17 protein-coding genes and 1 riboswitch are annotated in these 20,428 nt (G+C 65.6%); of the genes, 11 read left to right on the top strand and 6 right to left on the bottom strand.

The features are described from left to right. The first annotated feature begins 117 nt into the window (after window positions 1-117). The 5 genes from nhaA (at window position 118) to ACNPP0_RS03220 (ending at window position 6,514) form a co-directional block, all read left to right on the top strand. Window positions 118-1,350 (top strand): Na+/H+ antiporter NhaA, encoded by a 1,233-nt coding sequence (gene nhaA, locus ACNPP0_RS03240; protein WP_448705013.1) that lies wholly within the window; start codon window positions 118-120, stop codon window positions 1,348-1,350. A gap of 174 nt (window positions 1,351-1,524) precedes the next feature. Further along, window positions 1,525-2,310, top strand: a complete 786-nt coding sequence (locus ACNPP0_RS03235; RefSeq protein WP_448705012.1) for a 3-hydroxybutyrate dehydrogenase — start codon at window positions 1,525-1,527, stop codon at window positions 2,308-2,310. Between the two features lie 40 nt (window positions 2,311-2,350). Further along, window positions 2,351-3,112, top strand: coding sequence for a uracil-DNA glycosylase (locus ACNPP0_RS03230; RefSeq protein ID WP_448705011.1), 762 nt, complete (start codon window positions 2,351-2,353; stop codon window positions 3,110-3,112). A 278-nt stretch (window positions 3,113-3,390) separates the two neighbouring features. Then, complete coding sequence (locus ACNPP0_RS03225) at window positions 3,391-5,187, top strand: DEAD/DEAH box helicase (RefSeq protein ID WP_046803027.1); 1,797 nt, start codon at window positions 3,391-3,393, stop codon at window positions 5,185-5,187. A gap of 139 nt (window positions 5,188-5,326) precedes the next feature. Further along, window positions 5,327-6,514 (top strand): class I SAM-dependent methyltransferase, encoded by a 1,188-nt coding sequence (locus tag ACNPP0_RS03220; protein ID WP_448705010.1) that lies wholly within the window; start codon window positions 5,327-5,329, stop codon window positions 6,512-6,514. A gap of 32 nt (window positions 6,515-6,546) precedes the next feature. Here ACNPP0_RS03220 and ACNPP0_RS03215 read toward each other — a convergent pair whose 3' ends face one another. Together ACNPP0_RS03215 and ACNPP0_RS03210 are read right to left on the bottom strand one after the other, a co-directional pair. After that, window positions 6,547-7,656, bottom strand: a complete 1,110-nt coding sequence (locus tag ACNPP0_RS03215; protein WP_332609621.1) for a tRNA nucleotidyltransferase/poly(A) polymerase-related protein — start codon at window positions 7,654-7,656, stop codon at window positions 6,547-6,549. Further along, on the bottom strand, window positions 7,653-9,794 hold the full coding sequence (locus tag ACNPP0_RS03210; RefSeq protein WP_332609619.1) for a lytic transglycosylase domain-containing protein: 2,142 nt from the start codon (window positions 9,792-9,794) through the stop codon (window positions 7,653-7,655). Before ACNPP0_RS03210 ends, ACNPP0_RS03215 begins: the two co-directional genes overlap by 4 nt. Before the next feature lie 152 nt (window positions 9,795-9,946). Between ACNPP0_RS03210 and ACNPP0_RS03205 the strand changes: the two genes are divergently transcribed. The 6 genes from ACNPP0_RS03205 to ACNPP0_RS03180 all read left to right on the top strand — a co-directional run bounded on the left by ACNPP0_RS03205 (window position 9,947) and on the right by ACNPP0_RS03180 (window position 16,192). Continuing rightward, entirely contained in the window at window positions 9,947-10,621 is a 675-nt protein-coding gene (locus ACNPP0_RS03205; RefSeq protein ID WP_448705009.1) for a 5-formyltetrahydrofolate cyclo-ligase, read from the top strand. A gap of 221 nt (window positions 10,622-10,842) precedes the next feature. Next, complete coding sequence (locus ACNPP0_RS03200) at window positions 10,843-12,282, top strand: circularly permuted type 2 ATP-grasp protein (RefSeq protein WP_448705008.1); 1,440 nt, start codon at window positions 10,843-10,845, stop codon at window positions 12,280-12,282. After that, window positions 12,276-13,250 (top strand): alpha-E domain-containing protein, encoded by a 975-nt coding sequence (locus ACNPP0_RS03195; protein ID WP_332609615.1) that lies wholly within the window; start codon window positions 12,276-12,278, stop codon window positions 13,248-13,250. Before ACNPP0_RS03200 ends, ACNPP0_RS03195 begins: the two co-directional genes overlap by 7 nt. A gap of 15 nt (window positions 13,251-13,265) precedes the next feature. Next, window positions 13,266-14,069 carry a transglutaminase family protein gene (locus ACNPP0_RS03190; RefSeq protein ID WP_332609614.1) on the top strand — a complete coding sequence of 268 codons (804 nt, stop codon included), beginning with the start codon at window positions 13,266-13,268 and terminating at the stop codon, window positions 14,067-14,069. 54 nt (window positions 14,070-14,123) lie between these two features. Continuing rightward, the gene (locus ACNPP0_RS03185) at window positions 14,124-14,990 is read left to right on the top strand and encodes a proteasome-type protease (RefSeq protein WP_448705007.1); all 867 of its coding nucleotides are present in this window, start codon (window positions 14,124-14,126) and stop codon (window positions 14,988-14,990) included. A gap of 203 nt (window positions 14,991-15,193) precedes the next feature. Beyond that, on the top strand, window positions 15,194-16,192 hold the full coding sequence (locus ACNPP0_RS03180) for a tripartite tricarboxylate transporter substrate-binding protein (protein ID WP_448705006.1): 999 nt from the start codon (window positions 15,194-15,196) through the stop codon (window positions 16,190-16,192). 89 nt (window positions 16,193-16,281) lie between these two features. On the opposite strand, the gene metF is transcribed toward ACNPP0_RS03180, so the two are convergent. The 4 genes from metF to ACNPP0_RS03160 all read right to left on the bottom strand — a co-directional run bounded on the left by metF (window position 16,282) and on the right by ACNPP0_RS03160 (window position 20,359). Next, window positions 16,282-17,124 (bottom strand): methylenetetrahydrofolate reductase [NAD(P)H], encoded by an 843-nt coding sequence (metF, locus tag ACNPP0_RS03175; RefSeq protein ID WP_332609610.1) that lies wholly within the window; start codon window positions 17,122-17,124, stop codon window positions 16,282-16,284. Further along, a complete protein-coding gene (locus ACNPP0_RS03170; protein WP_006224804.1) occupies window positions 17,124-17,459 on the bottom strand; it encodes a phage holin family protein in 336 nt (111 codons plus the stop codon). Before ACNPP0_RS03170 ends, metF begins: the two co-directional genes overlap by 1 nt. Before the next feature lie 124 nt (window positions 17,460-17,583). Beyond that, window positions 17,584-19,002: an adenosylhomocysteinase gene (gene ahcY, locus ACNPP0_RS03165; RefSeq protein ID WP_046803020.1), complete on the bottom strand. Its 1,419-nt coding sequence runs from the start codon at window positions 19,000-19,002 to the stop codon at window positions 17,584-17,586. 100 nt (window positions 19,003-19,102) lie between these two features. Next, a riboswitch (S-adenosyl-L-homocysteine riboswitch) is annotated at window positions 19,103-19,248 on the bottom strand. A gap of 61 nt (window positions 19,249-19,309) precedes the next feature. Beyond that, a complete protein-coding gene (locus ACNPP0_RS03160) occupies window positions 19,310-20,359 on the bottom strand; it encodes a glycosyltransferase family 4 protein (protein ID WP_448705005.1) in 1,050 nt (349 codons plus the stop codon). Between the last annotated feature and the right edge of the window lie 69 nt (window positions 20,360-20,428).

The following is a 20,428-nucleotide window of genomic DNA, read 5'->3' as shown; positions in this document are numbered from 1 at the left end:
TTGAACTACAGTTGCCTCACTTTGCCGGTGCCGCGCTGACTGCGCCGCACGGCATTGCCTTGCCTGTTCAGGTAAAATTCAGCAAATTTTTCGACCCCTCTTTTTCAAGGACGCTCTTTGACACAGCCGGCCACGCCCCATCGCCCCGCCTCTTTTCTTCAGGCATTCCTGCGCTCGGAAGCGCTGGGCGGCTATGTGCTGATGGCCGCCGCGCTGGTCGCCTTGATCGTCGCCAACAGTCCCGCCGCCCCGGTCTATTTCGACGTGCTGGGCACCAAGCTGGGCTTCACGGCCGGTCCCGTGGTGCTCAAGGAAACCGTGCTGCACTGGATCAACGACGGCCTGATGGCCGTGTTCTTCCTGTTGGTGGGCCTGGAAATCAAACGCGAAGTGTTGGACGGCCAGTTGCGCGGGGTATCCCGCATCGTGCTGCCGGGCGTGGCGGCGGTGGGCGGCATGGTGATGCCGGCCCTGATCTACGTGCTGCTCAACCTGGGCACGCCTGACACCTTGCGCGGCTGGGCCATTCCCGCCGCTACCGACATCGCCTTCGCGCTGGGCATCCTGGCGTTGCTGGGCAGCCGCGTACCGACATCGCTGAAAATCTTCCTGACTGCGCTGGCCATTCTTGACGACCTGGGCGCCATCGTCATCATTGCGCTGTTCTACACGTCTCAATTGCAGGTGTTTGCGCTGGCCATGGCCGGTGCGCTCCTGGCCTGCCTGTTCCTGCTGAACCGCGCCGGCGTGCTGCGTCTGACGCCTTATCTGCTGCTGGGCGCCCTGCTGTGGTACTTCGTGCTGAAGTCCGGCGTGCACGCCACCCTGGCCGGTGTCGCTTTGGCGCTGACCATCCCGCTGCGCCCGCGCAACCAGGGCAAGCCCGAGGCCCATTCGCCCCTGCACGATCTGGAACACGCGCTGCACAAGCCGGTCGCCCTGCTGATCGTCCCCATCTTCGGCTTTGCGAACGCGGGCGTGTCGTTCGCGGGCATGGGCCTGGCCAGTCTGGCGCAACCTGTACCGCTGGGCGTGGCGCTGGGCCTGTTCCTGGGCAAACAACTGGGCGTGTTCGGCTTTGCCTGGCTGGCGATCAAGACCGGCATGGCCAGCCTGCCGCGTCATGCCATCTTCAAGCAGTTGTACGGCGTGGCGCTGTTGTGCGGTATCGGTTTCACGATGAGCTTGTTCATCGGCGCGCTGGCTTTCACCGACGCGGCGACGGTCGACGCCACCAAGATCGGGGTGCTGACCGGGTCGCTGGCGTCCGCCGTGGTCGGTTTCCTGCTGCTGCGCTCAAGCGGCGCCCCGGCCACCGAAGCCGCCCCCGCTCCGGCGCGCCCGGGCTGAAGCGGCACGCGACGGGCGTTCAGCCGGCGCTCAAGCTGAAGGACTACCATCGGATCAATTCCTGGCGAATCGCCGGCGCGACACCGGCCGGCCATTCGCCAGGCCTGTCTGTCGCCGGCCATCGCGCCCCTGGGCGCATTCACGGGCCGGCAATCCTAGTCCGGAGGTAGCAGCATGTCCCAGTTGAATGGAAAAGTGGCCGTCGTCACAGGCGCGGCCAGCGGCATCGGCAAGGAAATTGCGCTGACCCTGGCGCGCGCGGGCGCCACCATCGCGATTGCCGATTTGAACCAGGCGGGCGCGGACGCGGTCGCGCAACAGATCGAAAAAGCCGGCGGCAAGGCGATGGGAGTTGCCATGGACGTCACCAGCGAAGACGCCGTGAACCAAGGCATCGACAAGGTGGCGGCCGCCTACGGCAGCATCGACATCCTGATCTCGAACGCCGGCATCCAGATCGTCAACCCCATCGAGAGCTTCGCGTTTTCCGACTGGAAGAAAATGCAGGCCATTCACGTGGACGGCGCCTTCCTGACCACCAAGGCGGCGCTCAAGCACATGTACAAAGACGATCGCGGCGGCGTGGTGATCTACATGGGATCGGTGCATTCGCACGAGGCCTCACCGCTCAAATCCGCCTATGTCGCCGCCAAGCATGCGCTGCTGGGGCTAGCGCGCGTGCTGGCCAAGGAAGGGGCCGCGCACAATGTGCGTTCGCATGTCATCTGCCCCGGTTTCGTGCGCACGCCGCTGGTGGAAAAGCAGATCCCCGAGCAGGCCAAGGAACTGGGCATCAGCGAAGAAGAGGTGGTCAAGAAAGTCATGCTGGGCAACACGGTGGACGGTGTTTTCACGACCGTCGAGGACGTTGCGCAGACCGCGCTCTTCCTGTGCGCCTTCCCCAGCGCGGCCCTGACCGGCCAGTCGTTCCTGGTCAGCCATGGCTGGGTGATGCAGTAGGGAAGCTCGCAGCCGGCGGCGCTATGCCAAAATCGCGCCCATGCCGATCGATAACCGCCTGACTCCCAACGCCCTCGCCGCCCAGACGGCCGCGCTGCCCGCCGCCTGGGCGGCCGTATTCAAAGACTCGGCCGTGGCCGATGCCCTGGCGCGGGCCACCGCTCACGTCGAAAAGCGCCTGGTGGAAGGCGCCGTCGTCTACCCCGCCACGCCGCTGCGTGCGCTGCACGGCATGGCGCCGTCCGACGTACGCGTGGTGATCCTGGGGCAAGACCCGTACCACGGCCCGGGCCAGGCCCAGGGCCTGGCGTTTTCGGTGCCCGACGACTGCAAGCGCCCGCCCAGCCTGCGCAACATCTTCAACGAAATCGCGCTGGAATATCCAGGCGCCGCCATCCCCACCGGCAATGACCTGAGCCCTTGGGCGGATCAGGGCGTCTTGCTGCTGAACACCTGCCTGACGGTGGAGGACGGCCAGCCCGCATCCCACGCCAAGCGCGGTTGGGAAACGGTGACGGATGCATTGATCGCACTGGTCGCGCAAGATCCCGCCCCCAAGGTCTTCATGCTGTGGGGCGCCCACGCGCAGGCCAAGCGTTTGTTGCTGCCGGACAACAACGGGCACCTGGTGCTGATGGCGAACCACCCCTCCCCGCTGTCCGCCCGCAGGCCGCCCATCCCGTTCCTGGGCTGTGGGCACTTTCAGATGACCAATGCGTGGCTGGTGAACCAAGGGAAAAACCCTATTGATTGGGGGCTGGACAAAAAAATAATTCCCTTGCAAAGCGAAATCGGGTTATGATCGCCGCACTGCACAAAACGAGTTCGGCATTTACCGCTTTGATTTAGCGGAATTTTTTGCAGTCTGCCAGGCAAGCTAGCCTGGCCCCCATGCCGAACTATCATCGATTCCTGACCTCCTTTCCTTTCGCCCTGCGTTCCAATCTGTATAAGAGAACGCGCCACGCGCACGGTTGATTCGGTCGGCACGATGCTCCATCAACCGTCGCCTGGATCCGGCCGCCTACTCCCCTGGCCCGACCAAGCACTGCGTCGCATTGTCTGCGGCAAGGGAAAGTAATGTCTTTCGAAACTCTGGGTCTTGCACCCGCTCTGTTGTCGGCCGTTCAAGAAGCTGGCTTCAATACCCCCACCTCGGTCCAAGCCGCTGCCATTCCGCAAGCGCTGGCCGGTCACGACCTGATGGTTTCCTCGCAAACGGGCAGCGGCAAGACCGCCGCCTTCATGCTGCCGGCCCTGCACCGTATTGCCCAGATGCCCGCCAACAAGGGCGTCGGCGTGCAAGTGCTGGTGCTGACCCCCACCCGCGAACTGGCCCTGCAAGTGACCGAAGCCACGGCCACCTACGGCCGCAAGCTGGCTGACCTGCGCACCGCCACCGTCGTGGGCGGCATGCCCTACGGCGCCCAGTTGAAGGCGCTGTCGCGTCGCGTTGACGTGCTGGTCGCCACGCCGGGCCGCCTGATCGATCACCTGCAATCGGGTCGCGTCAAGCTGAACACCGTGCACACGCTGGTGCTGGACGAAGCCGACCGCATGCTGGACATGGGCTTCATCGAAGACATCGAAACCATCGTCAGCCGCCTGCCGGAAGATCGCCAGACGCTGCTGTTCTCGGCCACGCTGGACGGCACGATCGCCAAGCTGGCTGCGAAGATGATGCGCGACCCGCAGCGTATCGAGATGGCCGGCGCCAAGGAAAAGCACACCAACATCACGCAAAGCCTGCTGTACGCGGACGACGCCAGCCACAAGATGCAATTGCTGGATCACGTGCTGCGCGACGCCAAGCTGGATCAAGCCATCGTCTTCACGTCCACCAAGCGTGGCGCTGACGACCTGGCCGATCGCCTGGCCGACCAAGGCTTTGCCGCCGCTGCCCTGCACGGCGACATGAACCAGCGCCAGCGCACCCGTACGCTGTCGCAACTGCAACGCGGCCAGCTGCGTATCCTGGTTGCCACCGACGTTGCCGCTCGCGGCATCGATGTGCAAGGCATCAGCCACGCCGTTAACTTCGACCTGCCGATGCAAGCCGAAGACTACGTGCACCGTATCGGCCGTACCGGCCGCGCCGGTCGCAGCGGCCTGGCGTTCACGCTGGCTACGCACTCCGAGCGCCACAAGGTTCGCCGTATCGAGCACTACATCGGCCAAACGATTACGCCGGAAACCATCGCCGGTCTGGAGCCCAAGCGCACGCCGCGTCCGTCGGCCGGCGGCAGCGGCGCCCCGCGTGGCGGCAAGCCGTTCGGCAAGCGTCCTGGCGGTTTCGGTGGTTCGCGCCATGAAGGCGGCGGCTACCAAGGCAACCGCGAAGGCCGTTCGTTCGGCGGCCCGCGTGAAGGCGGCGCACCCCGTGGCGAATTCAAGCCGCGTGAAGGTGGTTACCAAGGCAACCGCGACAGCGCCCCGCGCGAAGGCGGCTACCAAGGCAATCGTCCCTTCGGCGACCGCCCGGCCCGTTCGTTCAGCGATCGTCCCAGCTTCGGTGATCGTCCCCAGCGCGAAGGCGGCTACCAGGGCAATCGCCCGTTCGGCGACCGTCCCCCGCGTGAAGGCGGCTTCCGTGGTGGTGACCGTGATGCCCGCCCCAGCTTCGGCGGCGACCGTCCCAGCTTTGGCGACCGCCCCCAGCGCGATGCCCGCCCGTTCAGCGAGCGTGCTCCCCGTGAAGGTGGTTTCCGCGGCGCCGACCGTGACGCCCGCCCCAGCTTCGGCGATCGTCCTGCCCGTGAAGGCGGCTTCCGTGGCGGCGACCGCCCGGAAGGCGGCTTCCGCGCCAAGCCCGCGTTCGACAAGCGCCCGGGCGGCCCCGCCAAGCGCTTTGCCAAGCCGGCTGACCGTCGCGGCTAAATCGCCCGATTAAGCCCGCAGTGAAAAACCCCGCGTTCGTCGCGGGGTTTTTTTTATGTCGCCGCCAGACACGCGCCTCCGCCCGGACGGCTGCGCCTTTTTTTGGGAAAATGCCGTCATGCCTACGCCAGAACCCGCCATGCAACGCCCTGCCCCCGCCAATCTTCCTCCGTTGTCACCCGCCGCCCAGGCGCACAGCGACGCCGCCGCCGCCCAGCTGCGCGCCGCCATCGTCGCCAATGGCGGCTGGTTGCCGTTCGACCACTGGATGGCGCAGGCCTTGTACGCGCCGGGGCTGGGCTATTACGCGGCGGGCAACGTCAAGCTGGCTGATGGCGACGACGACGCCAAGGCGCCGGCGGGCGATTTCGTCACCGCGCCGCAACTGACGCCGCTGTTCGCCCGCACCGTTGCCCGTCAGGTCGCGCAGGTGCTGCGTCAGACGCAGACACAAGCCGTGCTGGAATTTGGCGCGGGCACGGGCGCGCTGGCCGAAGGCGTGCTGCGCGAACTGGATGCGCAGGGCCTGGACCAGACGCAATACCTGATCCTGGAAGTGTCGGCCGACCTGCGCGCGCGCCAGGCCGACCGCTTGGCCGCTTTTGGTGACCGCGTGCAATGGCTGGACGCCTTGCCCAACGCCTTCGCCGGCTGCGTGCTGGCCAACGAGGTGCTGGACGCCATGCCCGTATCGCTGTTTTGCTGGAGCGCGGACGGGGCCGTGATGGAGCGCGGCGTGGCGCTGGACCCGCAGCAGGGCTTCGTCTGGGCTGACCGGCCGGCGCCCCGCGCTTTGGCCGAAGCCGTCGCCGCGCGCATGCCGGCGCTGCCCGGCTACGTGTCCGAAATCAATCTGCAAGGCGAGGCGTGGATTGCCGCGATGGGCGGCTGGCTTGAACGAGGCGCGGCGCTGTTGGTGGACTATGGCTTTCCGCGCAACGAGTTCTACCACCCGCAACGCGCGGGCGGCACGCTGATGTGCCATTTGCGTCATCACGCCCATGGCGATCCCTTTGCCGCACCGGGCTTGCAGGACATTACCGCGCACGTGGACTTCACCGCCATGGCCGATGCGGCGCTTGAGGCCGGCCTGCAAGTGCTGGGCTACACGTCGCAGGCGCGCTTCTTGATGAACGCCGGGTTGATGGATTTGCTGGGCCAGCTGGACCCGTCGGACGTGCAGCAATACGCGCAGGCCGTGGCGCCGGTGCAAAAGCTGCTGTCCGAGGCGGAAATGGGCGAACTGTTCAAGGTGCTGGCCCTGGGCCGTGGCATCACGCAACCGCTGACAGGATTTTCCCGCGGCGATCGTTTGGGCAAGCTGTAACGGCTGGGCAAGCCGTCCCGCGGCGCGCCGACCTATCCGGCTCGCAGCCGGTCCAGCCGTGCTTGCCGGACGCTGTCCTTGATGCGGGCCGGGTCGCCCGCGCAAGCTTTCGCAATCGCGCCTGCGTCCACGCCGCGCACCGCATCCACTCTTGCCTGCCAGGCGCCCATGTCGACCGGGCGCAGGATGGCTGCGGTTTTCAACAGGTCGAAGAATCGTTCGGGCTTGCGCAGCGCGTCGGCGCGTTCCATCAGCGCCAGTTGCGCTTCGGTGGCCTCGTCGTTGCTGGCGGCCTGTTCCGCGGCGTCCAGGCCCAGCAACACCTCGGGCAACAAGCGCGCATAGTCGTTGCATTCGGTGGGCACGCGCATACGGCGGCCCAGCGCTTCGCGTTCTGGCGTCAGGCGGCACAGCAGCGCGTACCGGCCGGCCATCGACACCCCCAACCCCGCCGCGCGGTCCACGTCGGCGCCCACGTCGGCAACGCCTTGCAATTCAGGCATCACGCGTGCCAATGCGCCAGAATCTTGCAGCACATCCAACATCCGCGACGGCTTTTTAGCCATCAGCCCGCGCGACAATTCCTTCCATACCCGTTCGGCGACCAACGCGTCGGCCTCGCCCGCGTCGACCATGGCGCGGCAAAGCGCCATCGTTTCGGGCGCCACGGAAAAATCATCAAAGCGCGCCGCGAAACGGCCCAGCCGCAGGATGCGAACCGGATCTTCCTGAAAGGCCTCGCCCACGTGGCGAAACACGCGCGCCTGCACGTCGGCCACGCCGCCCAACGGGTCCACCAGCGTGCCGTCCCGGGTCTGGGCGATGGCGTTGACGGTGAGGTCACGTCGGCGCAGGTCTTCTTCCAGCGTCACGTCGGCGCCGGTGTAAAAGGTGAAGCCCTTGTAGCCACGGCCCGACTTGCGCTCGGTGCGGGCCAGCGCGTATTCCTCTTTGGTGCGAGGGTGCAGGAACACGGGGAAATCCCCGCCGACGGGGATGAAACCCCGGCGCACCATATCTTCGGGCGTTGCGCCCACCACCACCCAATCGTGGTCGCCCGGCGTCAGGCCCAGCAAGGCGTCGCGCACCGCGCCGCCCACGATATACACCTGCAAGCCGTTGATGGCGGGGTCCTGCGTCATGGAATCGAGGTGCTTTCGGCGCCCAGCGGCACGATGTTGCCCAAGCGCTCTTTCAGGGATTGCGGCTGGCCGGTGAACATTGCCGCGTAATACACCGAGTTCGACATCACGTTCTTCACGTACGTACGTGTTTCGTTGAACGGGATGGTCTCGGCAAAGATCGCGCCTTCAACCGGATGCGAGAACGTCGAGCGCCAATTGTGCGGACGCCGCGGCCCGGCGTTATAGCCGGCGCTGGCCAGCATCTGCGACCCGTTCAGGTCGCGCAGCACCATGTTCAGGTAGTTGGTGCCCAGTTCGGTATTGGTGTCGAAATCGTTCACGCTGGCAGGCGTGAAGTCCGTCATGCCGATCTTGCCCGCCACCCACTTGGCCGTGGCCGGCATCAGCTGCATCAGGCCCGAGGCGCCCACGTGCGAACGCGCGTCCATGATGAAGCGCGATTCCTGGCGGATCAGGCCGTAGACCCAAGCCGGGTCCAGCGCGATGGCGTTGGCCTTGGCGGTGACGCGGCCTTCAAACGGCGCGATGAAACGCTGGCTGAAGTCGAATTCTTTTTCGGTGCGGTCCGACGTGTTGACGACGCGATCGTAGATGTTCTCGGCGCGGGCCAGCTCGGCGGCCGCCATCAATTGGCGGTCGCTCATGCCGCGCAGCGTGAAGTTCCATTCGGGCACCGCCTCGGCACGCCAGCCCAGGCGGAACAGCTGCACGGCGCGCTGCAAGCCAGGGTTGGCGCGGGCCTCGGCGATTTCGCGGTCGTTGATGGGCGCCGGACGCGGCGGCACATTGATGCGGCGGCCCAGCTCTTCGGCCGACAACTGGCCGTAGAAATCGAAGCGGTCGGCAATGCTGGCGTACATGGCATTGGCCTGGTCCTTGCGGCCCGTGGCGGCCAGGCCGCGCGCCTTCCAGTACACCCACGACGTGTCGTTGCGCTGCGCGGGCGGCATCTCGTCGATGGATTCGATCACCCACTTCCAGTCGATCTTCGGCTGGCGCAATGCAGCGCGCACCTTCCAGCCGGCGTTGTATTCCGTCATGCGGATGTGGCCGGCTTCGTGATACCAGTCGTCGGCGCGGCTATCGAGCTTCAGCGCGGCCATCAGGGCGTATTGCCCGCGCACCCAGGCCAGGTTGGGCTTGGACATGGACTTGGCCCATTCGCGGCGCAGGTAGGAATCGGCAACGCTGACGTCCGATCGCGCCAGCCGCGCCAGGGCGATGGTGACCAGTTCTTTTTCGTTGCGGCCCACCGGCATGCGGTCTTGCCGGGTCAGCCATTTCATCGGGTCCTTCATCAGGACGTCGTATGTTTTCAGGTCGCGCGGCTCGAACATGTACTGCACCAGCTTGCGCGCGTCCGTCGTCTTGTCGGCCTCGATGGCGTCGCGCAGCTGCGGTTCCAGCTGTTCCCAGCCCAGGATGCCGTCGGCCACCAACTGGTCGTACAGCGCCCAGCAGGCGCTGCCGGGCGCGAACACCGACATGGCCTGCGCGGCGGTCGCGCGCTGGCCGGTCATGTGCTTGGCGTCAAGGATGGCGCATTCGATCTGGGCGTTGCTGTTCTTGACCGGCGCCAGCTTGCGCACCGTGTCGAAATCGCCACTGCGGGCGGCGGCCAGCAGCCAGTCGCCACGCAGCCGGTCAGCCAGGTAGGCGTCGCCGTTGCTGCTGATGAAGCGTTGCAGCTCGGCCGTGGGGCGGCCGGTCGCCGGCGGCGTCCAGAGCTGATAGCGCAGCAGCCAGTATTCGGGATACATGCCCAGCGTGTCGGACTTGGCCTGCGGCACCAACGCGCCCAGGATGGACCACTGCTTGCGGTTCATGGCTTCGCGCGCGGCCACGACGGCGGCCAGCGCGGGCGTGTCGGCGGTGGGCGGCATGCCGGCCAGCACGGCGGGCGGGACAGCGATAAGCGGTTGCGCGGCCGACTGCGCGGATTGCACGGGCGGCTGGGGTTGCGTGTTGATGGCGGCGCTGCGCTGTTGGGCGTCCACCGGCGCACAGGCTGCGGTGAACAGCGCCAGCAACGGCAGCCAGCGGCGCAGCCCAAGGCGGGTGTCGGACGTGTCCATGCCGTGCGGGGATTTCCGTTGGATTTTCTGATACCGTCCAGATTGCTGCGAACGTGTCATGCCGCGTCCCTGATTTGCCGTCATACGAAGGCCTTGCCGCACAGCCGCACGACACTGCCCGACGGCAGCATGTCCGTACACCTGCCTTGATTCCGCATGCCCCATTCCAGCACGTTCGCCTTCATTGTCCACCCCCCCATTACAGCCACCGCATGACTACGCAAAATACTCCAAAGGATACCGCAGTCCAGCACCGCACGCGATTGCGGAATCTGCGTGCCGAAATGCCTGAAGACCAGCGCAGCCGCGGCGGTTTGCTGATGCGCGCGCGCCTGTTCACCTGGCTGAATGTGGCCCGTGACGAAGCCCTGCGCGCCGGCCGCCCCGCCCCCGCCACCGTCGCCGCGTTCTGGCCCATGGACGACGAGCCCGACCTGCGCCCGCTGCTCACGCAATGGGTTGAAAACGGCGTCGGCGTGGCGCTGCCGGTGGTGCGCGAGCGCAATGCGCCGCTGGCCTTCCTGTCCTGGACGCCCGAGGCCGAGCTGCGCGCCGGTCCCTACGGCATTCAGGAACCCGTTGCCGGCCCCGACGTGCTGCCCGACGTGGTGCTGGTACCCACCCTGGGCTACACCGAACACGGTGACCGCCTGGGCTACGGCGGCGGCTACTACGACCGCACCCTGGCCGCGCTGCGCGAGCGCGGACACCCCTTCATCACCATCGGCATCGCCTGGAGCTGTGGCGAGCTGGACGCCGACTATCAGGCCGCCCCCCACGACTTCCCGCTGGACGCCGTGCTGACGCAAGACGGCTGGGTGCCCCAGGCGCCGCTGGCCCAAGGCGGCCCCGGCGGCACCACCTTGCATACGTTCCGCATGAACTGACGCACCAGTTGCGCCCGGTGGCGCGCACCAAAGCGGTGCCATCGGCCGCAGCGGGGATGGCGTTTTTGCGCCCTTCAGAGGATATTGTGCCCAAGGGCCCTGTGTCCCCAAAAGCTGGCATGCAGGTTGCTTATTGTTTGTGACCGGCCAATCATCGGCCGGGTTGACCGCGTGCAAGCCGGCCACCACAAGCCGGCAGCAGGCACAGCATCGGAGGAGCCATGAAGGACAGACCATCCCGTCCCGCCGCTTATGACGAAATGCGCGACAGCGCAGGCGGCATACGCTCCCAATACCAGGCGTTCGAACGCTGGCACCAAGAGCAGTCGGCCGAGGCCATGGCCGTGCGCCGGCTGGAAGCCGACCTCAGCTTTCGCCGGGTCGGCATCACGTTTTCCGTCGCGGGCGACGCCGCCGGCACCGAACGCCTGATCCCGTTCGACCTGATCCCGCGCATCATCCCCGCCGACGAATGGCGCCACCTGGAAGCCGGCCTGAAGCAGCGCGTGCGCGCGCTGAACATGTTCATCCACGACATCTACCACGGCCACGACATCGTGCGCGCGGGCATCGTGCCGGCCGAACAGGTATTCCTGAATGCCCAGTACCGCCCCGAAATGCAGGACGTGGACGTAGCCGAGGACATCTACTGCCACATCGCCGGCGTGGATATCGTGCGGGCCGGCGCGGGTGAATTCTATGTGCTGGAAGACAACCTGCGCGTGCCCTCGGGCGTGTCGTACATGCTTGAAAACCGCAAGATGTCGATGCGGCTGATGCCCGACGCGTTCAGCCGCATCAAGGTCGAACCGGTGGCGCACTATCCCGACCTGCTGCTGGACAACCTGCGCGAAGTGGCCCCGCATGGCGGCGACGATCCCACCGTGGTGGTGCTGACGCCCGGGATGTACAACTCCGCCTACTTCGAACACGCCTTCCTGGCCCAGCAGATGGGCGTGGAACTGGTCGAGGGGCAAGACCTGTTCGTGGAACAGAACACCGTCTACATGCGCACCACGCAAGGTCCGCGCAAGGTGGACGTTATCTACCGCCGGCTGGACGACGATTTCCTGGACCCGCTGTCATTCCGGGCCGACTCGGCGCTGGGCGTGCCCGGCCTGCTGTCCGTGTACCGCGCCGGCCGCGTCACGCTGGCCAACGCCATCGGCACCGGCATCGCCGACGACAAATCCACCTATCTCTACGTGCCGGACATGATCCGGTTCTATCTCAGCGAAGAACCCATCCTGTCCAACGTGCCAACCTGGCGTTGCGGGCGGGCTGATGAACTGTCGCACGTGCTGGCCAACATGCACGACCTGGTGGTCAAGGAAGTGCATGGCGCCGGCGGCTACGGCATGCTGGTGGGGCCGTCCGCCAGCCGCGCCGAAGTCGAGGCCTTCAAGGAACGCGTGCGCGCCAACCCGGCCAACTACATCGCGCAGCCCACGCTGGCGCTATCCACCGTGCCCACATACGTGGAATCGGGCGTCGCGCCGCGCCACATCGACTTGCGCCCGTACGTGCTGTGCGGCAAGGACATCCGCACCGTGCCCGGCGGCCTGTGCCGCGTGGCGCTGACCGAAGGCTCGCTGGTGGTCAACAGCAGCCAGGGCGGCGGCACCAAAGACACCTGGGTTCTGGAGGACTGCACATGCTGAGCCGAACCGCCGACAACCTGTTCTGGATGTGCCGCTACATAGAACGCGCCGAAAACACGGCGCGCATGCTGGACGTGAACCTGCAAATGTCGCTGCTGCCACAAGACCCGCAAACGCGCGAAGGCTCGTGGCTGGGCGTGCTGCGCATCTCCGAGCTGCAAGGGCTGTATCAGACCAAGTACGCGTCCATCTCGCCCAACGACGTGTTGCAGTACATGGTGCGCGATCCGGAAAACGCGTCGTCGATCTATTCCTGCATGCGCGCCGCCCGCGAAAATGCGCGCGCCGTGCGCGGCAGCCTGACGACCGAAGTCTGGGAAACCTACAACACCACCTGGCTGGAACTGCTTAAACACCTGCATACCGGCCTGCTGGAACGCAACCCCGGTGAATTCTTTGAATGGGTGAAGTTCCGCTCGCATCTGGCGCGTGGCGTCACCATCGGCACGATGCTGGAAGACGAGGCGCTGTATTTCCTGCGCATCGGCATGCACCTGGAACGCGCGGACAATACCGCCCGCATGCTGGACGTGAAGTTCCATGAGCGCGGCAGCCAGGCCACGGCGGAAGCGCGCGGCGAAGGCTCGGGCACCGCGGCGCTGCAAAGCGAGTTCTATCGGTGGTCGGCACTGCTCAGTTCGGTGTCCGGGCTGGAGATCTACCGCAAGGTGTACCGCGACGTCATCACGCCGGATCGCGTGGCCGAGCTGCTGATCCTGCACCCCGACATGCCGCGTTCGCTGTTGTCGTCGATGCGTGCCGTGTCCGAAGACCTGGCGCGCGTATCGAACCAGCGCTCGACCGAGACCCAGCGCCGCGCGGGCATGCTGTGCGCCGAGCTGCAATTTGGCCGCGTCGAAGACATTCTGGATAGCGGCCTGCACCAGTACCTGGACCATTTCCTGGACCGCATCAACGATTTGGGCAACCGGATCAGCCAGGACTTCCTGGTCCCGCTGTCGGCATAACACGGAGACAGCCCCATGAAACAGTTCATCACGCACGTCACGCACTACCGCTACACGGCGCCGGTCACCTACAGCATCCAGACGCTGCGCATGACCCCCCGCGACGACGAACACCAGCGCGTGCTGCGTTGGCACATCGAAGCGCCCGGCGCGTTGGAAAAGCAGGTAGACGCGTACGGCAACATCACGCACACGCTGACGCTGAACCGGCCGCACACCGATATCGAACTGCGTGTGGTCGGACAGGTGCAGGTGGCGCCGCTGACGCGCGGCCTCTTGGGCGGCGAAGACAGCCGCCTGCCCGTGCACGCCTATTGCGTGCAGACGCCGTTGACCCAGGCGGACGACACCATTCTGGCCTTCGTGCGCGGCGTGCTGCCCAACGGCCTGGGCACCCAGGACGACATCCTGGCGCTGGCCAACGCCATCAGCGACCGCGTGGCTTACGAACCCGGCACCACCGACGTCACCACGGCCGCCAACCAGGTGCTGGCGATGGGCCATGGCGTCTGCCAGGACCACGCGCACCTGTTCCTGGCCTGCGTGCGCGGGCTGGGCGTGCCCGCCCGCTACGTCAGCGGTTATGTGCACACCACCACCGAGCACTCGGCCAGCCACGCCTGGGCCGACGTCTTTTTGCCCGACGTCGGCTGGACCAGCATCGACGTCACCAACCGCCAGTTCGCCTCCGACAGCCATTGCCGCCTGGCCGTGGCGCGCGATTACGATTCCGCCTCGCCCGTGCGCGGCGTGCGCAGCGGCGGCGGTGAGGAATCCATGGAGATCAGCGTGCAGGTGCAGACGTCCGGCCAGCAATAACCGCCGCGGCCACGCCGCAATACAATGCGGCGTGGTTTCTTTAATTGATTGATCATGACCTACTGCGTAGCCGCCCGCCTTGATGCCGGCCTGGTTTTCCTTTCCGACTCCCGCACCAATGCCGGCGTCGACCAGATCAGCGTCTTCCGAAAAATGACCGTCTTCGAGCGTCCGGGCGAACGCGTCATGGTCCTGATGACTTCCGGCAACCTGGCCGTCAGCCAGGCGGTGCTGCACGCCCTGGCGCGCCAGCACGACGAAGGCGGCGACACCATCTGGAATGCGCCCGACCTGTTCGAAGCCACCCGCTGCGTGGGCGCGGCGGTGCGCGAGGTCTACCGCCGCGAGGCGCCCGCGTTGCAGGAACAGGGCGTGGAATTCAATGTCAGCCTGATATTCGGGGGACAGATTGGTAGCGAAGGCTGCCGGCTGTTCCAGGTCTACGCGGCCGGCAACTTCATCGAAGCCGGCCAGGAATGCCCGTACTTTCAGATTGGCGAAGCCAAGTACGGCAAGCCCATCCTGGACCGCGTGCTGCGCCCCGACACGTCGCTGGACGAAGCCGCCAAATGCGCGCTGATCTCCATGGACTCGACCTTGCGGTCGAATATCTCGGTGGGGCTGCCGCTGGACCTGCTGGTCTATGAAAGCGGCTCGCTGCGCGTGACCCACTTTGCCAGCATCGACGAACGCAACGAGTACTTCCGCATGATCCGTGGCACCTGGGGCGAGCGCCTGCGCCAGGTCTTTGCCGAAATCCCGGACCCGCTGTGGACCAATCCCAACGACCCCGGTTCGCTGGTGCCGCCCAGCCGCGTACACCAGCCGCTGCGGGTGGAACCGGCCCATGCGCTGCCGCCCGCCAGCTACCCGACGCCGCAAGTGCTGGCCGAGGACCCGGGCAAGGACCAGCCGAATTAAGCGTCAACCCGCATCAAGCAGTCCGCTTCAAAGAATCCGCATCGAGCAATCCGCATCAAGCGCGGCAATCCGCGTTGATCAAGCAGCAATCCGCGTTAACCCGCCTTTCCGTCGGCTGAAACCCGGCTTGAAAAACGGCGAATTCTCATCCTTGTTCCGGCGGGCCACACTGGGGTCCGACAGAAAATCACAAGGAGCGAGACATGCCCCATTATTTCGCGCGCGCGGCCGCGTGCGCCGCCTGGCCGGTACTGGCCCTGTCCTGCCTTGCCTGGGGGTCCGCCAGTGCGCAAGGCGCCTATCCCAACCACCCCATTTCGCTGGTCGTGCCGTTCGCCGCCGGGGGGCCGACCGACGTGGTGGCGCGCAGCCTGGGCGCGTCGATGGCCAAGACGCTGGGGCAAAGCGTCATCATTGAAAACCGCACCGGCGCGGGCGGCACGCTGGCCTCGCAGCATGTGGCGCGCGCGGCGCCGGACGGCTACACGTTCCTGATCCACCACAACGGCATGGCCACCGCGCCGGCCCTGTATCGCAAGCTGTCGTTCAACCCGCTGACCGACTTTGCCTACGTCGGCCAGGTGGCGGACGTGCCCATGACGCTGCTGGGCCGCAAGGACTTGCCGGCTGATGGCATGGCGGGCTTTATCAAGTACGCGCGTGAAAACGGCAACAAGATCAACCTGGCCAACGCGGGCCTGGGCGCGGTGTCGCAGCTGTGCGGCATGCTGTTGCAGGAATCGCTGGGCGTGCAGTTCACCACCGTGCCCTATGCCGGCACGGCGCCCGCGATGACGGCGCTGCTAGGCGGCCAGGTAGACGTGCTGTGCGACCAGACCACGCAGACCATCCCGCAGATCAAGGCCGAACGCGTGAAACTGTTCGGCGTCACCACGCTGGACCGCATCAAGACGCTGCCGGACGCGCCGACGCTACAGGAAGGCGGCTTGAAGGGCTTTGAGGTGAAGGTGTGGCACGGCGTCTATGCGCCCAAGGGCACGCCGCCGGAAGCCATCGACAAGTTCAACGCGGCGTTGCGCGCGGCGCTGAAAGACCCGGCGTTCTCGCAAAAAATGGCAGAGCTGGGTGCCGAGATCGTGCCGGAATCCAAGCAGACGCCCGAAGGCCTGCAAACCTGGTTGCAAGCCGAGGTGGGCAAGTGGGGCACCGTCATCCGCAAGGTAGGGGTGTACGCGGACTAAAAAAAAGGGGGGCATTTCTGCCCCCCTTCTGCTTGCCGGATACCGCTTAGCGCTTACCGTTTACCGTTTAGCGTTTTACCGTTTACCGTTCACAGCGCCAGTTCCTTCCACACCGCCAGCGGGGCTTCCGCGTGGTTCAAGGTGTAGAAATGCAATCCCGGCGCGCCGTTGTCCAGCAGCGTCTGGCACAACTCGGTCACCACATCCACGCCAAAGGCGCGGATGGATGCCTTGTCGTCGCCAAACTCAGCCAGGCGCAGGCGGATCCAGCGCGGCACTTCAGCGCCGCACATTTCAGAGAAACGCAGCAGCTGGGTGTGGTTCGTGATGGGCATGATGCCCGGCACGATCGGCACCTTCACGCCCTTGGCCTGGGCCCGGTCGACAAAGTCGAAATAGGCATCGGCGTTAAAGAAGTACTGCGTGATGGCGGCATTGGCACCCGCGTTTACCTTGGCCACGAAATGGTCCAGGTCAAGCGAGGGGTTGGCGGCCTGCGGATGCATTTCGGGATAGGCCGCCACTTCGATGTGGAACCAGTCGCCCGTTTCCTCGCGGATGAACGACACCAGTTCGTTGGCGTAGCGCAGTTCGCCCGCATCGCCGCCCATGCCCGAAGGCAGGTCGCCGCGCAGCGCCACCACGCGCCGCACGCCTTCGTTCTTGTACGTTTGCAGAATGTCGCGCAGATCCTGCCGCGTGGCGCCCACGCAAGACAGGTGGGGCGCGGCATCGCAGCCCAGGTTGCGCAACGTGCGCACGGCGTCGGCCGTGCCGGCGCGCGTGGAACCACCCGCGCCGAAGGTCACGCTGACGTACTTGGGCTGGATGGCCAGCATCTGCTTGGCCGCGCGAACCAGCCGTTCCTGACCGGCCAGGTCGCGCGGCGGAAAGAACTCCAGGCTGAAAGCTGGGGAAGTCGAGTCAGACATTAGGGGATCAGTTTGGTAAGCAGGCCAGAGATGATGCTGTACAGAATGGCACCGCCCACGGCCCACCAGAACCCGTTGACCTGGAAGCCCTTCAGCACGGAGCCGACGAACCAGAACAACAAGGCGTTGATGACGATGAGGAAGAGCCCAAGGGTGACGATCGTGATGGGCAGCGTCAGCAGCACCAGCACCGGCTTGACCAGCATGTTCACCAGACCCAGCACCAGCGCCGCGATCAGCGCAGACCCGAAACTGGCCACGGCAATGCCGGGCAAGAGGTAAGCAACAGCCAGCAGGGCCACCGCGTTCAGAATCCAGACGAGTATCAATGTCACCATGTTCGAACTCCTGTATTGACGCTCCGCGGCCCTGCCTTCGACAGACAAAAACAGAGGAATCCGCGGTTCGAAAAATCCGCGCCAACATGGCGCGGGTATTTCCTATTGTGCTTTCAACCCATCAATAACGGTAGTGCTCGGGCTTGAAGGGGCCTTCGACCGGCACGTTGATGTAGTCGGCCTGATCCTTGCGCAACGTCGTCAGCTTCACACCCAGTTTCTTCAGGTGCAGGCGGGCAACCTTTTCGTCCAGGTGCTTGGGCAGCACGTAGACTTCGCCCGACTTGTAGGCTTCGTTGCGCGTGAACAGTTCGATCTGGGCGATGGTCTGGTTGGCGAACGAGGACGACATCACGAACGACGGGTGGCCGGTGGCGCAACCCAGGTTCACCAGGCGGCCCTGGGCCAGCAGGATGATGCGCTTGCCGTCCGGGAAGATCACGTGATCGACTTGCGGCTTGATCTCTTCCCACTGGCAATCGGCCAGGCCGGCAACGTCGATTTCATTATCGAAGTGGCCGATGTTGCAGACGATCGCCTGGTCCTTCATGGCGTTCATGTGCTCACGCGTGATGACGTGGTAGTTGCCGGTGGCGGTGACAAAGATGTCGCCATGCGCGGCGGCTTCGTCCATCGTCACGACCTTGAAGCCTTCCATCGCGGCTTGCAGGGCGCAGATCGGGTCGATTTCGGTGACCCAGACCTGGGCGCGCAGCGCGACCAGCGCCTGGGCGCAGCCCTTGCCCACGTCGCCGTAGCCGGCCACGACGGCGATCTTGCCGGCAACCATCACGTCGGTGGCGCGCTTGATGCCGTCAACCAGCGATTCGCGGCAGCCATACAGGTTGTCGAACTTGGACTTGGTGACCGAGTCGTTGACGTTGATGGCGGCAAAGGCCAGCTCGCCCTTTTGCGACATCTGGTACAGGCGATGCACGCCCGTGGTCGTTTCTTCGGTCACGCCCTTGATCTGCGCCAGACGGGTCGAATACCACTTCGGATCACGCTTGAGCGTTTCCTTGATGGCGGCAAACAGAATGCGTTCTTCGTCGCTGCCCGGGTTGGCCAGCACCGACAGATCTTTCTCGGCCTTGGTGCCCAGGTGCAGCATCAACGTGGCGTCGCCGCCATCGTCCAGGATCATGTTGGCGTGCTGGCCATTGGGCCATTCGAAGATCTTGTGGGTGTACTGCCAGTACTCTTCCAGCGTTTCGCCCTTGACGGCGAAGACGGGCGTGCCGGACGCGGCGATGGCGGCGGCGGCGTGGTCTTGCGTGGAGAAGATGTTGCACGAGGCCCAGCGCACTTCGGCGCCCAGGGCTACCAGCGTTTCGATCAACACGCCGGTCTGGATGGTCATGTGCAGGCTGCCCGCGATGCGCGCGCCCTTGAGCGGCTGCGCGGCGGCGAATTCTTCGCGGATGGCCATCAGGCCCGGCATTTCGGTTTCGGCGATGGCCAGTTCACGACGGCCCCAGCCTGCCAGCGACAGGTCGGCAACCAGGTAATCGGAGAAGGATTTATCAGTTACAGCGTTCATGGTGTGTAGGCTCCACGTGAATATCGAACGGCGCACGATATGGCCGGACAACGCGAATACACCACGACAGTCGAGTGCTCGCCTTTCCCGCCATATGCGACAAAGGTGAGCGCCGTTGCTGTAGCGACGCGCAAGGCGCGGCGCTTGAACAAGGATTCCTGAGCCTGGCGAGCCGGGTTCCGCGTCAATGTGCACGATGCCGTGCACGGCGGTAACCGCGGGGTCGTCGCAACGCTCCTCAGGATTGCCGGGGATTGTACCGGTTTGGCCGGGGGTGCGGAAACCCGTCCCTGAAAAAAACTGTGCGTCACCCCGCCTGCGCGGGCGTGGGCCGGGACGTGGATTCCGGCGGCAGCGGCTTCAGTGGCACCAGGGCGTCCAGCAACGAGGCCGCCACGGCGTCCCAACTGCGGGTCAGCGCGTGCGCGCGCACCGCGTGTCGGTCCAGCGGCAAGGCGGCACGGCAAGCGCGGGCCAGATCGTCGTCCAGGCAGCCGGTCACGCCGGGGGTCACTACCGCCAGCGGCGCCTCGCTGCGAAAGGCCGCCACGGGCGTGCCGCAGGCCATCGCTTCCAGCATCACCAGGCCGAACGTATCGGTCAGACTGGGAAAGACGAACACGTCGGCGGCGCCATACAACGAGGGCAGCGCATCGTCCTGTTGCATCCCCAGGAATACCCCATCGGGAAAGCGTTTTTTCAGCCGCGCCTCATCCGGGCCGGCGCCCACTACGACCTTGCTGCCGGGCAGGTCCAGCGCCAGGAACGCATCCAGGTTCTTTTCCCGCGCAACGCGGCCCACGCAGAGGAAAACCGGGCGGGGCAGATGGGCGAATGCCTGGCTGGCGCTGGGTTGAAATTTGCGCGGGTCCACGCCGCGCGACCAGATGCGCAGGTTGGCCAGGCCGCGTCGCACCAGCACATCGCGCACCGTGGGCGTGGGCACCAGCACGCACCGCGACGGCCGGTGAAACCAGCGCAGATACCGCCACGGCAACGCGGCGGGTATGCCCATGCGCGCTTGCAGGTAGTCGGGGAACATGGTGTGGAACGACGTCGTGAATGCCCAGCCGCGCGACAGGGCCATGCGGCGCGCCGCCAGGCCCAACGGGCCTTCGGTGGCGATGTGCAGGGCGTCGGGGATGGTATCGCCCAGAATGCGGCGCAGTTGCCGCCCGGGTTGCAGGCAGAGCCGCAGGTCGGGCTCGGATGGTGCCGGCACGGTGCGGCTGCCTTCGGGGCTGACCACGATCAGTTCGTGACCCCATTCCTGCAGGATCTGCCGCATGGTCGTCCAGGTGCGGACGACGCCGTTAACTTGCGGATGCCAGGCATCCGTGACCAGGACGATGCGCATGATAAGGCCGGAAGTGGGCGATACCGCGATTTAGCCCGCTTCATGTGACATGACCAAGACGGCGGCGAT

This window comes from Achromobacter semiaridum, from assembly GCF_053543755.1.
This window is presented reverse-complemented; position numbering and strand designations above follow the sequence as displayed.

Coding starts and splice junctions, on each gene's coding strand:
- ACNPP0_RS03235 (WP_448705012.1), top strand. CDS start 1,525: ATGTCCCAGTTGAATGGAAAAGTGGCCGTCGTCACAGGCGCGGCCAGC.
- ACNPP0_RS03230 (WP_448705011.1), top strand. CDS start 2,351: ATGCCGATCGATAACCGCCTGACTCCCAACGCCCTCGCCGCCCAGACG.
- ACNPP0_RS03225 (WP_046803027.1), top strand. CDS start 3,391: ATGTCTTTCGAAACTCTGGGTCTTGCACCCGCTCTGTTGTCGGCCGTT.
- ACNPP0_RS03220 (WP_448705010.1), top strand. CDS start 5,327: ATGCAACGCCCTGCCCCCGCCAATCTTCCTCCGTTGTCACCCGCCGCC.
- ACNPP0_RS03215 (WP_332609621.1), bottom strand. CDS start 7,656: ATGACGCAGGACCCCGCCATCAACGGCTTGCAGGTGTATATCGTGGGC.
- ACNPP0_RS03210 (WP_332609619.1), bottom strand. CDS start 9,794: ATGACACGTTCGCAGCAATCTGGACGGTATCAGAAAATCCAACGGAAA.
- ACNPP0_RS03205 (WP_448705009.1), top strand. CDS start 9,947: ATGACTACGCAAAATACTCCAAAGGATACCGCAGTCCAGCACCGCACG.
- ACNPP0_RS03200 (WP_448705008.1), top strand. CDS start 10,843: ATGAAGGACAGACCATCCCGTCCCGCCGCTTATGACGAAATGCGCGAC.
- ACNPP0_RS03195 (WP_332609615.1), top strand. CDS start 12,276: ATGCTGAGCCGAACCGCCGACAACCTGTTCTGGATGTGCCGCTACATA.
- ACNPP0_RS03190 (WP_332609614.1), top strand. CDS start 13,266: ATGAAACAGTTCATCACGCACGTCACGCACTACCGCTACACGGCGCCG.
- ACNPP0_RS03185 (WP_448705007.1), top strand. CDS start 14,124: ATGACCTACTGCGTAGCCGCCCGCCTTGATGCCGGCCTGGTTTTCCTT.
- ACNPP0_RS03180 (WP_448705006.1), top strand. CDS start 15,194: ATGCCCCATTATTTCGCGCGCGCGGCCGCGTGCGCCGCCTGGCCGGTA.
- metF (WP_332609610.1), bottom strand. CDS start 17,124: ATGTCTGACTCGACTTCCCCAGCTTTCAGCCTGGAGTTCTTTCCGCCG.
- ahcY (WP_046803020.1), bottom strand. CDS start 19,002: ATGAACGCTGTAACTGATAAATCCTTCTCCGATTACCTGGTTGCCGAC.
- ACNPP0_RS03160 (WP_448705005.1), bottom strand. CDS start 20,359: ATGCGCATCGTCCTGGTCACGGATGCCTGGCATCCGCAAGTTAACGGC.